Annotated in this window: 9 protein-coding genes; 3 read left to right on the forward strand and 6 right to left on the reverse strand. The window is 65.8% G+C overall.

Annotation, left to right across the window (positions count from 1 at the left end; genetic code table 11):
- The first annotated feature begins 2 nt into the window (after window positions 1-2).
- Together P8R42_18835 and P8R42_18840 are read left to right on the forward strand one after the other, a co-directional pair.
- The gene (locus P8R42_18835; protein MDG2306664.1) at window positions 3-1,220 is read left to right on the forward strand and encodes an acyl-CoA dehydrogenase family protein; all 1,218 of its coding nucleotides are present in this window, start codon (window positions 3-5) and stop codon (window positions 1,218-1,220) included.
- The gene (locus P8R42_18840; GenBank protein ID MDG2306665.1) at window positions 1,217-2,365 is read left to right on the forward strand and encodes an acyl-CoA dehydrogenase family protein; all 1,149 of its coding nucleotides are present in this window, start codon (window positions 1,217-1,219) and stop codon (window positions 2,363-2,365) included. The genes P8R42_18835 and P8R42_18840 overlap by 4 nt, the downstream gene beginning before the upstream one ends.
- Before the next feature lie 21 nt (window positions 2,366-2,386).
- On the opposite strand, the gene P8R42_18845 is transcribed toward P8R42_18840, so the two are convergent.
- From P8R42_18845 to P8R42_18870, 6 genes are all read right to left on the reverse strand, one after another.
- Window positions 2,387-2,908, reverse strand: a complete 522-nt coding sequence (locus P8R42_18845) for a UGSC family (seleno)protein (protein MDG2306666.1) — start codon at window positions 2,906-2,908, stop codon at window positions 2,387-2,389.
- Window positions 2,905-4,359, reverse strand: coding sequence for a thioredoxin family protein (locus tag P8R42_18850; GenBank protein ID MDG2306667.1), 1,455 nt, complete (start codon window positions 4,357-4,359; stop codon window positions 2,905-2,907). Before P8R42_18850 ends, P8R42_18845 begins: the two co-directional genes overlap by 4 nt.
- 10 nt (window positions 4,360-4,369) lie before the next feature.
- The gene (locus tag P8R42_18855) at window positions 4,370-6,016 is read right to left on the reverse strand and encodes a glycosyltransferase family 39 protein (protein ID MDG2306668.1); all 1,647 of its coding nucleotides are present in this window, start codon (window positions 6,014-6,016) and stop codon (window positions 4,370-4,372) included.
- A 92-nt stretch (window positions 6,017-6,108) separates the two neighbouring features.
- Window positions 6,109-6,633 carry a TerB family tellurite resistance protein gene (locus tag P8R42_18860; GenBank protein MDG2306669.1) on the reverse strand — a complete coding sequence of 175 codons (525 nt, stop codon included), beginning with the start codon at window positions 6,631-6,633 and terminating at the stop codon, window positions 6,109-6,111.
- A 45-nt stretch (window positions 6,634-6,678) separates the two neighbouring features.
- Entirely contained in the window at window positions 6,679-8,379 is a 1,701-nt protein-coding gene (locus tag P8R42_18865; GenBank protein ID MDG2306670.1) for a VWA domain-containing protein, read from the reverse strand.
- Window positions 8,380-8,657: 278 nt separating this feature from the next.
- The gene (locus P8R42_18870; protein MDG2306671.1) at window positions 8,658-10,283 is read right to left on the reverse strand and encodes a peptide chain release factor 3; all 1,626 of its coding nucleotides are present in this window, start codon (window positions 10,281-10,283) and stop codon (window positions 8,658-8,660) included.
- A gap of 334 nt (window positions 10,284-10,617) precedes the next feature.
- On the opposite strand from P8R42_18870, the gene P8R42_18875 reads away from it, so the two are divergent.
- On the forward strand, window positions 10,618-14,415 hold the full coding sequence (locus tag P8R42_18875; protein ID MDG2306672.1) for a hypothetical protein: 3,798 nt from the start codon (window positions 10,618-10,620) through the stop codon (window positions 14,413-14,415).
- Window positions 14,416-14,422 lie beyond the last annotated feature (7 nt).

Consider the following 14,422-nt stretch of genomic DNA (forward strand, 5'->3'; position numbering starts at 1 on the left):
CGATGGCACCGGAGACGACCTCAGCCGCGGAGGACCTCGATGCGTTTCGTGCCGAGGTGCGGACGTGGATGGAGCAGAACCGTCCGCCCCAACCGGGTTTCGTGCTTCCGCAGACGATGCTCTTCGTCACGACGGAGGAGCAGTTCACATACCTGCGCGATTGGCAGGCGAAGGTCTACGCCGCGGGCTTCGTCGGGGTCGAGTGGCCGTCCGAGTACGGAGGCGGAGGGCGGGCGCGCGGACATCAGCGTGTCGTCGACCAGGAGATGGCCCGCGCCGGCGTGCCGTTTCTGATCAACCTGGTCGGGCTCGCGTGGGCCGGCCCCGTGATTCTCGCCTACGGGACGGAGGCGCAGAAGAAACGCTTCATCGCGAAGATCCTGCGCGCCGACGAGATTTGGTGCCAGGGTTTCAGCGAGCCGTCCGCGGGCAGCGATCTCGCGTCGCTGCAGACGCGCGCGGTGCGAAACGGTGATCAGTGGAACGTGAACGGCCACAAGGTGTGGACGTCGCTCGGCCGCTTCGCCGACCAGATGATCCTGCTCGCGCGAACCGACCCCGGTGCGCAGAAGCATGCGGGCATTTCCTTCTTCCTCTCGCCGATGAAGACCGACGGAGTCGAGGTGGCGCCGCTCACGAAGATCACGGGTGAGGGCGGCTTCAATCAGATCTTCTTCGCCGACGCGAAGTTCCCCGCGGATCGTCTCCTCGGGCAGGAAGGGCAGGGCTGGGAGATCGCTCTGGCCACGCTCAACTTCGAGCGGGGTGCCGCCGAGGGCGCGGCGGGTGGAGGCAACAGCTCGAATTTCGACGTGGCTCGGACGATCGAGCTGGCGCGCCGGACGCAGCGATACGGCCGCCCGGCGACCCACGATCCGAGTGTGCGGGATCGTCTGGCTCGCTTCGCGATCGAGGCGGTGGCCATCCGGTTCGACCGTGTGCGGACGCGCATTCCAGGGCTGGTCGCGGACCGGCCCCTCGCGCTCCCGCTCATGGGAAAGGTCGTCGGGAGCGAGCATGCGCAGCGTCTCGCGGATTTCGGTTGCGAGCTGCAGGGCTATGCGGGGACCCTCACAAAGGGGGATCGGCATGCGATTGACGAGGGCGAATGGCAGCGCGCCTATTTGAATAGCTACGGCCTCACGATCGCGGGCGGGACGTCGGAGATCGTACGAAACATCCTCGGAGAGAAGGTCCTCGGCCTTCCCAAAACGAAATGAGCGCTCTCGAATCGATTTCGACACGCCTCGTGTACACCGAGGACCAGGCGCTCCTGCGCGACGAAGCCCGGCGTCTGCTGGCGGCGCGCGTTTCGATCGAAGCGGTGCGTGCGCTGCTCGACGACGACGGCGGGGACGATCCGGCGCTCTGGGCGGAGCTCGGCCGTATGGGTTGGCTCGGCCTGCTCACCGAGGCGGAGTACGGAGGCGCCGGTCTAGGCGCGGTGGAACTCTCTATCCTCGCCGAGGAGGCAGGCCGCACCCTGCTCCCCACGCCGATCCTTGCTCACTTGCTCGCGACGGCGGTGCTCGCACGCGGCGGCTCGACCTCCCAGCGGGCAGAGTGGCTTCCGCGTCTGGCCACGGGGGAATTGCGTGCCACGTGGGCTCACGTGGAAGCGAATGGCGCGTGGCGTGTTGCCGACACTTCGGTTGCCTCCGCCGGTGGGCGGCTCCACGGTACGAAGGCTTTCGTCTGGGCCGGCAACACCGCGGACGTGTTCCTCGTCCCCGTGCAGGTCGACGAAGAAGTTCGAATCGCGCTCGTTCCGAGCAACGCGGCCGGGGTGCGCGTCGAATCCGAGCAGACGCTGGATCGAACGAGGCGACAAGGCCGCCTCGTGTTGGTGGACGCCGAGCCGGTCGGACTCCTCGAGCGCCCTGCGGCGGAGGTGGAGCAGGACTTCTTGCCGCTCGCGTGGACGGCGATCGCAGCGGAGTCGGTCGGCGGTGCGGCGGCCGCGCTCGACAGGACGGCGGCCTACGCCGCCACGCGCGAGCAGTTCGGCAAGGCCATCGGGAGCTTTCAGGCGATCAAGCATCCTCTGGTGAACGTTCTGATCGATACGGAACAAGCACGCTCGCTCGTGTACGCGGCGGCGTGCGCAATCGATCAATCGAACGACGATGCCGTCCTGCTCGCACGGATGGCGAAGGCGCGGTCGAGCGATGCGTACGGGTTCGCCACGTCGCGGGCGATCCAATTCCACGGCGGATTCGGCTTCACAGAAGAATGCGACGCACACCTCTTCCGCCGTCGCGCGCTCGCCTCGCGTCCCGCGCTCGGCGACCCGGACCATCACCGAGCCGCGATCGCCGACCTGGTCCTCGGACCGTCGGCCGCCGGGGCGACGGCGCTGGACTAGGAGCCCTCTTGGGTCAGGCTCCTAGGCGACGAGCCCGGCGACGATCTTCACGACGGCCTCATCGGCCAAGGCGCGCATCTCGTCGTCGGTTCGGTCCTGGATGGGGTGCGGCAGAAAGACGGCCGCCGGGTCCGCACCCAGCGCCTTTGCCTGCGCGGCCCCGGCGTCCTCGAACTGAACCGTTGCCAGGTACACCCCGGGGATGCCGCGTCCTTCCAGATCTACGATGTCGTGCACACTGCACGACGTACAGCTTCCTCAATCGGCGAGGGCTTCGACGACCGCCTCGCACTGGACGGTGATCTGCTGCCGAAGATCCTCGGGCGCGGGCTTGGTGAACGTAGGCTTCCGGAATCGTTCGACTGTGGCGCCGCGCTCCTGCAGTCGAATCTGCAGTTGGTCGAGGAAGATGTCCCCGCGCGCCTTCGAGATGTCCAGCAGCCCGATCTTCTTCCCTTCGAGGGTATCGAGCCGGGGAAGGCGCACGCGGGTGGCGAGGTTTCGCTCGCTGGTCGGATCGAGGACGATGCGTCGTCGGTTCATGGTCGAATCTCCCTTGTGACGGGCTCGCTGCCCTCAGTTCCGGTGAGCCAGCCGTTCAGGATGACGGAAAAGAGGCCGGCGCCACCGCCGGCATGAACGATGTGGAGCGCGTCGGGTTTGAACTTCGGAAGCTGGGCATCCTTCATCTCGGGTGGGAGAGAGATGCCCTCGGTGATGCCGCCCGCGTCGCGCATGAGGTCGGCGCCCGTGAACCGGAGGATCTCGTGGAGCCGCTCCTTCAGCTTCGCCTTCGACCACCCGCCCTCTCGGAACACGCGAGCGTGCTCCGGGCCGATGACCAACATCGCGCCGAAGCCGATGATGAGCTTTGGATGATGCACGGCGCGCAGACAGCCGGCGAGCGATCGCGCGAGTGACTCGGGCTCGCGCGAGAGCTGGTCCACTATGTTGTGGGGGCTTTCGGCGGCGAACACAGTCACAGTGTTGGTGCCTGTCTCGAAGCCGAAGTCTGCCGCCAGAGGCTCCCAGGGCGATCCTTCCTCGTCCTCGGGGAAGCACAGTCCGAGCTTGCCGGGATTGCCGTACGTCGCCCGATCGATCTCGCCGGGGCGACCGCCGCCGACGTTTCGGATGACGAGCTGCAGGGCGCGTCCGATAGTGGCGTTGGCACGGTTTCCTTGGCCGAGCACGTTGATGCCCGCGTTCATGCCGAGTGCCTTGCGGATCGGTCCGTTCACGATCAACGTCGGGCCGACGCCCATCGTCGTTGCGAGGACGCCGTGGATGTTGAACCGGTCGGTGCACGTCGCTTCGACGGCGGCGAGGACGACCGGCAGGTACTCCGGTTTGCACCCGGCCAGCACCGCGTTGATGGCGACCTTCTCGACGGTGCACTCTACGAGGTCGGGTGCGACCGTTGCGACGACCTCGCCGGGAACGCGTGTCGTGCCTTCGAGCATCGCGAGCACACGACGCTCGGTCGGCGGCACGACGGGAAGCCCATCGGTCCAGCCGCGGTCGAAGAGGGCTTCCATCTCGTCTTCGAGGGAGGCGATCTCGACGCGCCGGGCGCCGAGAGTGTGCCCCTCGAACCGGACGCGGAGCTCGGCTTCGTTCTCGGGCTCGACCGAGAGAGAGCCGCATCCGGGGCGGAACGGGGGCAACGCCGAACCGAGATCCGTGAGGCCGGTCAGTGCCTCCCAGTCGCCTCGATGCCAGCCGACGGCGCGGGCTTTCTCCGTGCCCGATTCGATCCGCAGTAGCGTCGGGACGGTTTCTACGGCGTGCTGGTAGGAGAGCCCGAGGTCGGTATCGTCTCGCGATTCCAGGCCTTCGGGAAAGCTCGGATCATCCTGTGTGAAGATCGTGAGGTCCTGGCCCGCAGCGAGTTGCTGCAGCACGGGAACGATGAGCTCGCACGTCGGGCAATCTCGCTTCACGAACGCGACGAGCCCGGAGGGCAATTCGCTTCTCGTTTCCGCGTTATCCACGACTTCCCGTCTAGCTGCCCGTGCGACGCAGGGGCAAGCGTGGAGCGCGCGCGTGATTCCAGACGAAGCAGATGTCCTTCCGCTCGGGCTCGGCGAGCATCGAAATACCCGGGGTGGCTTCGAGGCGTACGCGGTGCTCCGCGTATCGGTGGCACCGGACGAACGCGGCTATGGGATCGTTGCCTTCGAGCAGGGTGGCGACGGGCGCGAACGTCTCGAACGTCTCGGCGCGTCGCTCGAGGTAGTAGTTGATGAGCGGAAGGCGATTGATCTCGTGAAAGGTCGTGACGAGGTGGCGATTGGCGGCGAGTGGTTGAACGTCGTCGAAGTAGGGGCCGTAGGACTTGTCGACGTCGACGGCGGGAATCGCAATCGCGAGACCGAGTGTCGCGGCCACGACCGCGCTCGCCCCGAAGTCGAAACACCAGCGTGCGTTCGGTGCGTCCTGGCGAAGCCGGCTCCAGAGCCACCACGCGGTGAGCGCGGCGGGTGGCGCGAAAACGAGGGTCGTGGCGCTGCCGAAGAGGATCGCGAGCACGATCGGAAAGACGGCGATCAACACGAGCGCGACGAGCACGTTGGCGAGCACGAGGACACGCTCCCACGCTTCGAGCGGCCGACCCCGGATGAGGCTCGCGACCAGACGGCCGATGATCAGCACGTCGAAGAACAGGATGGGGACCATGTAGTCTGTGGACTTCGCGCTCGAGAGAGTCAGAACGATCGGCATGGTTAGGACGCCCACGAGGAGGAAGCGCTCGAAGTCTCCGTGGGCGCGCCGGGTTCGGAACAGATCCACGAGGGCGACAAGGAAGATCGCCGTCCACGGAAGCGGGTAGGCAAACAATCTCGGGACGTAGAAGAGAGCGGGTTCCTTCTCGGCGATCATTGCGTCGGACATCGTGGTCGTGAACTGGAGCGCATACTCCTCGTCCATCGGGAGGAAGCGCCCGAGGGTGTTGTCGTAGAAGATGATTCGCAGAGGTTCCGTGCCCCCTTCGAGGTAGACCGCCACGATCCACGGGGTGAGGAGGACGACGAGGGCGACCGCGGTGATTATGCCGAGGGTGGCCAGTCGGCGCGGCTGCCGGGCCAATAACAGGAAGACCACCACGGGCGGAAGAACGAGCAGGAACGTGAAGACGTTCTTCGCGTAGAACGACGCGGCGAGCGTGATGCAGAACGCGAGGTCCCACGGCTGCCGTCGGTCCGGCGTGCTTCCCTGAGTCCGATGGAGGCTGCGCGTAAAGAGTGCGAAGCACAGGAACGTAAAGAAGGTCGCGGAGATGTCCGAGGACGCGCGGTGCGCGGTATCCCAAAGCATCACCGATGCCGCGGCGGCGAGCGTCGTGATGCAAGCGACCTCCGTGCCCCAGGTGCGTCGGGAGGTCCAAAAGACGAACCCTAGGCATCCGAGGCCGAGGAGCGCCGCCGGTAGCCGCAGCGTTCCCGCGTCGAGTCCTCCGAGGGAGCCCGCGCTGGCCCAGGCCAGCCAATAGTAGAAAGGCGGCTTCTCGACCCAGGCGTCGTGGTTGACGAACGGGACGGCGAGGTTCCCGGTGTCGACCATGTTCCAGACGACGCCCGCGATCGTGGGCTCGACCGGCGCCCAGATCTCGTGGTCGAACACGCCGACACCTACGTAGAGTCCGAGCACGAGTACCGCGGTGAGCCCGACTGCGGCTCTCGGCCACGAGCGTGGGCTCAATGGAGGCCGCGGCTCGTGAGCGACGTCCATAGGGTCGCTCGTCAGGACGGGAGGTTGCGCAGAATCGAGAGCTTGTCCCGGTACTTCGCGCGGACGTCCATCATGCGTGCATGTTGGATCATCAGCGCGGAGCCGATCTGCTTGATCTCCTCGTCCTCGGCATTCGACACGGTTCCGTCCGCGGCGGCGACTTCGTACATGCAGTCGAGGAGGACTTCCTTTTCCTGTGGCGTCGCGCGGTCGTTGCACGTCCGAGTGAGGAGGTAGTCCTCCACTCCGGCCAATGCCTCGGTGGCGTTTCGCGCGATGTGCGCGACGAGTTCTGCGTCCTTGTCTTCGAGGCCCGCGGTCTTCCGAAGGCAGTCCTTCATCGCGCGCTCTTCCTCCTCGGAGATCTCGAGGTCGCCGAAGGCCGCTCGCGCGAGCAAGCCAGCGAACGCGGCGAGGTATTCGACGCGTTCCTCGCCGAGCCGCGAGAGTTCGGCGTGGATGCGGTCGTGCACCTCGCCTTTCTTGGTAGGAGGGCCGTCGCCCTGGAACCCGATTTTTCTGAGAAGGCTGACCATCCGAGAAGAGCTACAGGATCTGCGGAGTGTTCGGAAGTCGAGCGGTCAGAGGTCGATCTCGACCAGGGCGCCCGCCGGCAGGTCGAACGACTCCACCAACGTGAACTTCTCGGTCTGGTGTTCCTTTTGGTGGTAGTTCACGCGGTACTTGCCCGGCTTGAGGGGCATCGGCTCCCAGCGGCCGCCTTGCGTGACCATCCGGATCTCTTTCCCGTCCTCGTCGAGCTCAATGTATTCGATGCGGTAGGGAGGCGCGAGATCCGGACTCGGCACGATTTTCACGCCGGTGTTGATCGTCGGCTCGTTCAACTGGCCCTCCGAGATCTCGACCAGGCCCAGGTCCGACTCGGACGAGCCGTGTTCGCTCCGCCGGTACACGAGTCGGTATTGGCCGGGGCCGACCAGCTGGCGCGCGATCTTCTTACCGAACCGCGCGATCCACTTCCCGGACTCGGGGTCCTGGAGTCCCCAATAGTAGGTGTCCTCGTGGACCCAATCGGCTCGTGCGGGCTGGATCGAAGTGGCGATCTCAACCTGGTTGGTCACGTCCGGGTCGACCTTGATGTTGCCGAGACGCGTCTCCTGTGCGCCGTGTTCCACCTGGCGCCAGATCAAATCCCATTCGCCCGGCGGCACCAGCTGCGGCACCAGAGAACGGAAGCGCGCGACGATTTCGTCGGTGTCCGGATCGCGGAGCATCCAATAATACGGATCGTCGACCCACGTCGGCACGTTGAGACGAATTGCTGTCCTAAGAGGCACCTCGACGACCTCGCCGGGGGCCACGGTCATGACTTCTCCGAGCAGGACCTCGCCGGCGCCGTGTTCCCGCTCGCGCCAGACGAGTTGGTAAGTGCCGGGAGGGACGATCTGTTCGGAGAGATCGTGCGCCTTGAACTTCTCTTCACCGGTCTCCGCGTCGACGAGCTTCCAGTAGTAGGGGCGCTTGACCCATTCGTCGTGTGCGAAGCGAATCCGGCCCGGTCGAGCGGCCTTGATCTTGATCGACGTTGAGCCGCCGCTGGACTCCTGCACGATGCGCTTGGGGGACGCGGTCGGCTCGGGAGCCGGTTGGGGTGTGGCCATTGCGACTTGCGTCACGGCGCTCTCCTGGATGCGGGAGAGAGTGGACAGAAGCTCGTCCGCGTCGCTGGTCGACCAGTAGCTTCCGCCACCCGCCTCGGCGACGCACGAGAGTTGCTCGCGCGTCGCATCGTCCACGGCGAAGCCGACGACGTGGAGAACGAACTTCGCGCCGCTTTCCTTGAGTGCCCGGGTGACGGCGCAGGGGTCGGAGTCGCATGTCTCGATGCCATCGCTCACGAGCACGATGGTCGTCTGCTCCTCGCGCTCCTTCACGCGCTCGGCGGCGCGCTTGATGCTCTCGGAGATCGGGGTTTTGCCGCGTGGTGTGATCTTCTTCACTGCACGTATCGCATCGGGACGGTCGAGTGGCCCGAGAGCCACGATCTCTTCGATGTCCGTGCAGTCGGCCTTGCGGCGATGGCCGTAGACGGACACGGCGGCGTGAAGCTCGTTTGGCGTGCCCTCGATGAGCTTGCCCATCACGTCCTTCGCGACCTGGATCTTCATTTGGCCGTCGACGCGCCCCCACATCGAGCCGGATCCGTCGAGGATGTAGTAGAGCGCGGGCGCTTCGGCGCGCACGGGTGTCGGGGCGAGGGCGATCGCTAGCGCAACGCCGATGGCGAGGGGCAAGTCGCGGGCATGTCGGGACCAGTTCATGGACGTATCCTCCGTTCCGTCTGGGAACTATCGACGGTCCCGCTTCCTCCCCTAAGCCCAATGCGGAACGCTGGTTTCGGAGGGTGGAACCGCCCCCGACCGAAAACCCGTCGAAAAACTCGTGGGCGCGGATCGTCGGGGGTGGCGTTGGCCGTTCGTCTTGATCTGCGGTTTTCCCCGGGGGCTCCTGCGGACTTTGGCCGGGCGCGGGAGTCGCTGTCGGGTCTGAGCGATCCTCGGCGAAGGCGGGTTTCTTGTCCCGGAGTGAGGCGTGCCGCCTAGGCCGCGTTCTGCGTGCGCTGGAAAAGGCTCGGGTCGGGCGTGTCGGCCAGCTCGAGCTTCGGGTGGCGCTGCACCAGATTGTCCAGGAATGCTTGGCTCTGGGCCAGGATGACCGGCCGGGAGTCCCGGTCGAAGACGAGCTTCGTCATGGTCGAGTGGCGGACCATGTCCTCATCGAATCCGGCCTGCGGCCAGCGCGCGACCTTGAACGTGAGAGGAGACAGCCGCAGCTCGACTTTGTACTCGGCCGCCATGCGGTGTTTCAGGACGTCGAACTGCAGGGGGCCGACCGCACCCACGATCGTGGCGGACGAGCCGTCTTGATCACGGAACAACTGCACGGCTCCCTCCTGCGTGAGCTGCTCGAGGCCCTTCGCGAGCGCTTTCCGTTTGGTGACGAGCCCGAGTTCGATTCGCATGAAGTGCTCGGGGGCAAACGCAGGGAAGTCGACGAAGGAGATGTCGCCGCTCTCACAGATCGTGTCGCCGATGCGGAGCATGCCTGGATCGAAGAGACCCACCACGTCTCCCGGGAAGGCCTCGGCGACGCCCTCTCTGCTTCGACCCATGAGGAGCGTCGACTTCGCGAGGCGGATGGTCTTGCCCGTTCGCTGATGCTTCGCGGTCAGACCCTGCACGTAGCGTCCGGAGCAGATCCGGACGAACGCGATGCGGTCTCGATGGTCCGGATCCATGTTCGCTTGGATCTTGAAGACGAACGCGGAGAACGGGGTCTCGACCGGGTCGATGGGTCCGCTCGCCGCGAGCTGCGGTCCGGGGCACGGCGCCATCGTGAGGAATCTTTCGATGAAGGGCCGCACGCCATAGTTGGTGAGTGCGCTTCCGAAAAACACCGGCGTCTGCGTGCCGGCACGCACGCGTCCCAGGTCGAATTCCGTGCCGGCGCCGTCGAGAAGCTCGAGAGCTTCGGTGGTCGCGTCGGCCTCGGGGCCCATGCCGGCTCGCACGGCGGCATCGCTGACCTCACCGGCGATCTCGGTTTCGTCGAGTTCGGTTGCGCCGTGATTGCCGCCGCCGAAGAGAAGCAGCTTGCGGCCGAGTCGGTCGTATACACCACGGAATTCGCGTCCGGAGCCGACTGACCAGTTCACCGGGATGGCCTCGATGCCGAGCACCTCTTCGATCTCACCGAGGAGCTCGAGTGGGTCGAGTCCTGCACGGTCCATCTTGTTGATGAAGGTGAAGATCGGCAGGCCCCGCATGCGGCAGACTTCGAACAGTCGCCTCGTTTGCGGCTCGACGCCCTTCGCGGCATCGATGAGCATGACGACGCTGTCCGCCGCCAGGAGCGTGCGGTACGTGTCCTCGCTGAAGTCACGGTGCCCCGGTGTGTCGAGGATGTTGATCCGGATCCCCTCGTACTCGGCGTGCATGACCGAGCTCGAGACTGAGATGCCGCGCTGTTTTTCGATGTCGAGCCAGTCGCTCGTGGCGTGTCGCGCCGCGCGCTGGGCTCGGACCGCCCCGGCCTCTCGGACGGCGCCCCCGAAGAGCAAGATCTTCTCAGTGAGGGTCGTCTTGCCGGCGTCGGGGTGCGAGATGATCGCGAACGTCCGGCGTCGGTCGATCTCCTGTGAAATTAGGTGGGCGATGGAATCCATGGCGAAAGCGGGAGCTTAGCGGACGGTAGCTGCGGCCGCCCGAGGGGACCTGCGCGCAGTCGGGGTAGGGGATGCCAGGGCGCCCACTGTGTCTCAACTGGCAGGGCGACAACCTGTGTCCTTGCGGCATAGTGACTGAAGATAAGGCATTTTCGCAAGAACGGACTTGCCCAAGCATCTGCCAAGAAGCTAACACTTTGTCACCTGTCCCCCCCTGCCGCGACACTCCGGAGAAACCCCCGAATGCCCCCCCCCCTCTTCCCCCGACCACCAGGCATGCGTTTGTCCCGAGAGCCAATCGGAGCCTGCGAGCACGGTCTGGATGATCGTCCTCATGGCGATCTTTCTTCTAGGTTTTGCTCCGGAAGTGTCCGCGCAGGTCTGCGGGGATACCATGCTCGATGCAGGCGAGGAGTGCGAAGCTCCGTTCGACGCGTGCTGCAATGCCGCGACGTGTCTATTCGAGCCCGCGACGACCGTTTGTCTCGCGGGATCCGGGGATGCGTGTGATCCCGCCGAGATGTGTACGGGGAGTTCCGACGCGTGTCCGAGCGACACCGTCCTTCCGAATGGCACCGGGTGTTACGCGGGCTCGGGCGACCTCTGCGATCCGGCGAAAGAGTGTACGGGCGTCGCAACCGAGGCGTGTCCCGCAGCGACGATCGAACCGCTGACGACCGTTTGTCGATTCGGCTCGGGCGACCTGTGCGATCCCGGAGAGATGTGCACCGGGAACGCCCTCGAAGCGTGTCCGGGTGACGTCGTCTTGTCGGTCGGGACGCAGTGCTACGCGGGCTCCGGCGATCTGTGTGATCCTGCGAAGGAGTGCACGGGCGTCGCCACGGAAGCCTGCCCCGCTGCCACGACCGAACCGACAACGTCGGTCTGTGGGGTAGGCTCCGGTGATCTGTGCGACCCCGACGAGTTGTGCACCGGAAACGCGGGTGAAGTGTGTCCCGCCGACCAAGTGTCGCCGCCCGTCACCGTATGTCGCTTCGGCTCCGGTGATTCGTGCGATCCTGATGAATTCTGCACGGGTGCCGCCGGTCTGGCTTGTCCGTCCGATACGATCTCCCCGGTGACGCAGGTGTGTCGCGCCGGTTCCGGCGACGCCTGCGATCCGAACGAGCTGTGCACGGGTGCTGCTGGTCAAGCGTGTCCGTCCGATACGATCTCCCCGGCGACGCTGGTCTGTCGCCCGGGTTCCGGTGATTCGTGCGACCCCGACGAACTGTGCACGGGAAGCGCCGGACAGGCGTGCCCGTCCGATACGATCTCCCCTGTGACGCAGGTCTGTCGTACCGGCTCGGGTGATTCGTGCGACCCCGACGAACTGTGCACGGGAAGCGCGGGGGCGGCGTGTCCATCGGACACCGTTTCTCCGGCGACGGAGGTCTGTCGCTCCGGCTCGGGTGATGCGTGCGACCCCGACGAGTTGTGCAGCGGAAACGTCGGCGAGGCCTGCCCCACCGACACGATCTCTCCCGCGACCCAGGTTTGCCGCGACGGGTCGGGTGACTCGTGCGATCCCGAGGAGTTGTGCACGGGAAGCGCGGGCGAAGAGTGTCCTTCGGATGCGATCTCTCCTGCGACCCAGGTGTGCCGTGCGGGCTCGGGCGATGCGTGCGATCCCGATGAGTTGTGCACCGGATCGGCCGGCGAGGAGTGCCCATCGGACGTCGTCTCGCCCGCCACCTTGGTGTGTCGCCCCGGTTCGGGAGACCCGAACGGCTCGGGCATCGTCTGTGACGCAGACGAGACGTGCACGGGTGCGGCCGGCGAGGAATGCCCGACCGACCTGTTCGAGCCGGTGACGACCGTCTGTCGGACTGGTTCGGGCGACGTGTGCGATCCCGACGAGGTTTGTCCCGGAACCGCGGGAGCCGCTTGTGCGACCGATGACATCGCACCCGATACGACGGTTTGCCGCGTCGGCGGTGGCGATCCGAGCGGCGGCGGCTTCGTGTGTGATCCCGATGAGGTCTGTACCGCGGTCGCCGGTGAAGCCTGTCCGACCGACGAGTTCTCGCCTGCGGGTACCGTCTGCAACGCGGGCGGCGGTGACCCCAACGGCTCCGGCTTCGTGTGTGACCCGGACGAGCAGTGCCCCGGTGGCGCCGGGGGCGTTTGTCCTCCCGATGCTCTGTCCGACTCGGACGAAGTGTGCCGTGCCGGATCCGGTAGCTTCGACGGCGAGGTCTTCACCTGTGACGCGAGTGAGCGCTGCACGGGTGGGCCGGACGAGTGGTGTCCGATCGACGTGAACTTCCCGGTCGAGGCCGGCCTTACGCTGCGCGCGACCCGAGACGCGCGGACGATGGAAACGCACCGCAGTTCGAACAACGGTGCGACCGGTCTCTTCTGGCTGAAGAGATCCCCCAACGTCCGTGGCCTTATCGGCTTCGATCTGAGCTGCCAGGGTGCCGCCATGGAAACGCTCGACTGCGGTCTGCTGGGTGCGTCGATTCACGATGGGACACCGACCATAGCCGGCTCGACATTCTCCGCGTATCGACTCAACGTCGACTGGGTCGAGGGGAATCAAGCGTTCGATAGCTTCAGCTGGTCGGGGCAAAGTCTCGGATCGTTCCCGGGCAGCGGTTCGGGTACGACCTGGAACTGCCGCGTGGACACGGACCTGGCAGCGAGCAACTCGAGCGATTGCGCCGCGGAAGACATGTGGTCGGGTGGCGATATTTGCGGAGCTGGCACGTGCTACTCCACGACCGCAACCGATGACGCGCCCTACCTCACGCCCTCGCAGGGGACGCTCGGGTGGAACGTCACCGACGACCTCGTGGCGAGCGCAAGTCCCGTGAGTTGGCTGCTGAAGGTGACCGACGAGACGCTCGTCAGCTCCGGATCCGTGAAGCTCTATCAACGCGACGGCGCACGCTTCATCGCCGAGAGCGATCCGTCGACACCGCCCGACGAGGCCTTCGCGCGCGCACCTCGCCTGCTTCTCTACGGCCCCGACCTCGTTGCCCCGCAGGCCAACCTCGTGGAGCCCGCGAGCCAGGGGGCCATCGGCTCGACGATCGTCGTCGCGTTGGATCAGACCGGCGTGATCGGCGGGGACACGCCGCGTTGGAACAACAAGACGACGGACAAGTGGGGCTACTTGGATCCGGGCGTGCTCCAGGATTGGGAAGCGACCATTTCCCTCCAGGCAGGCCCGAATGAAGTCGAGTTCACGGTGTACGACGCCTGCAACGCGGAAGGTCGCGTGACCTACACGTTGACCTCGGCGGATGGCGAGTTCTGCGGCAACGCGATCATCGAGGCCGGCGAACAATGCGACGATGGCAACGGAGTGAGTGGCGACTGCTGCTCGGGGACGTGTCAGCTCGAGCCGGACGGGGCCGTGTGCGACGACGGAGACATCTGTACTTCAGACAGCGCGTGCGCTGCCGGATCCTGCATCGGGGCCGACCGGTCGCCGTTGAGCTGTGGTGACTCCTATATGTGCTATAAGGCGGCCGTGACGCGAGGGACGCTCCCGTTCCTTCCGGTCTCCAGGCATCCCCTGACCGACGCATTCGGCGCGAACGAGTCCGACATCCGGCTCGCACAATCGATCTGTGTTCCGGGCTCGGTCGAATCGGAGCCGGTGTTCTCCTCGGCCGCGCACCTCGTCGGTTACAAGATGAAGGAGCGCACGTCCCGCCCGCGTCCTCCGGCCATTGTGGTGACGGACCGCTTCGGCTCCATCGTGGTAGATCCTCTGAAGGTTTCCGGGTTGCTCTCCCCGGCCGGGTACCAGCTGGACGGCCCGGCTGCGCCTCTTGGCACGGGCATCATCGACCACCATGAGTGCTACACGGCGCGCATGTCGCAAGGGAAGTATCCAAAGGGCACGACGGTCGAGGTGGCGGAGTCTCTCGAGCAGCGGACGTACCAGGTTCTGAAGCCGGGCCGTCTCTGCCTCGCCGTCGATTCGGACGGCGCGGGGGTGATGAACCCGAACGCGCACCTGATGTGTTATCGTGTGTCGCGTTTGTCTTCCGAAGCGAAGCACCAGAAGGTACGGAAACGCATCCACGTCGTCGACGAGTTCGGAACATTGGAACTCGACACGCGACGTGAAGCCGAGCTCTGCGTCCCGGCGACAATCGACAGCCCGATTTTCTGAGCGGCGA

This window comes from Candidatus Binatia bacterium, from assembly GCA_029243485.1.
GTDB lineage: Bacteria > Desulfobacterota > Binatia > UBA12015 > UBA12015 > VGTG01.

What these genes read in the sequence shown, in the direction of transcription:
- P8R42_18840 (MDG2306665.1), top strand. Translation starts at nt 1,217, where the DNA reads ATGAGCGCTCTCGAATCGATTTCGACACGCCTCGTGTACACCGAGGAC.
- P8R42_18835 (MDG2306664.1), top strand. Translation starts at nt 3, where the DNA reads ATGGCACCGGAGACGACCTCAGCCGCGGAGGACCTCGATGCGTTTCGT.
- P8R42_18875 (MDG2306672.1), top strand. Translation starts at nt 10,618, where the DNA reads ATGGCGATCTTTCTTCTAGGTTTTGCTCCGGAAGTGTCCGCGCAGGTC.
- P8R42_18870 (MDG2306671.1), bottom strand. Translation starts at nt 10,283, where the DNA reads ATGGATTCCATCGCCCACCTAATTTCACAGGAGATCGACCGACGCCGG.
- P8R42_18865 (MDG2306670.1), bottom strand. Translation starts at nt 8,379, where the DNA reads ATGAACTGGTCCCGACATGCCCGCGACTTGCCCCTCGCCATCGGCGTT.
- P8R42_18860 (MDG2306669.1), bottom strand. Translation starts at nt 6,633, where the DNA reads ATGGTCAGCCTTCTCAGAAAAATCGGGTTCCAGGGCGACGGCCCTCCT.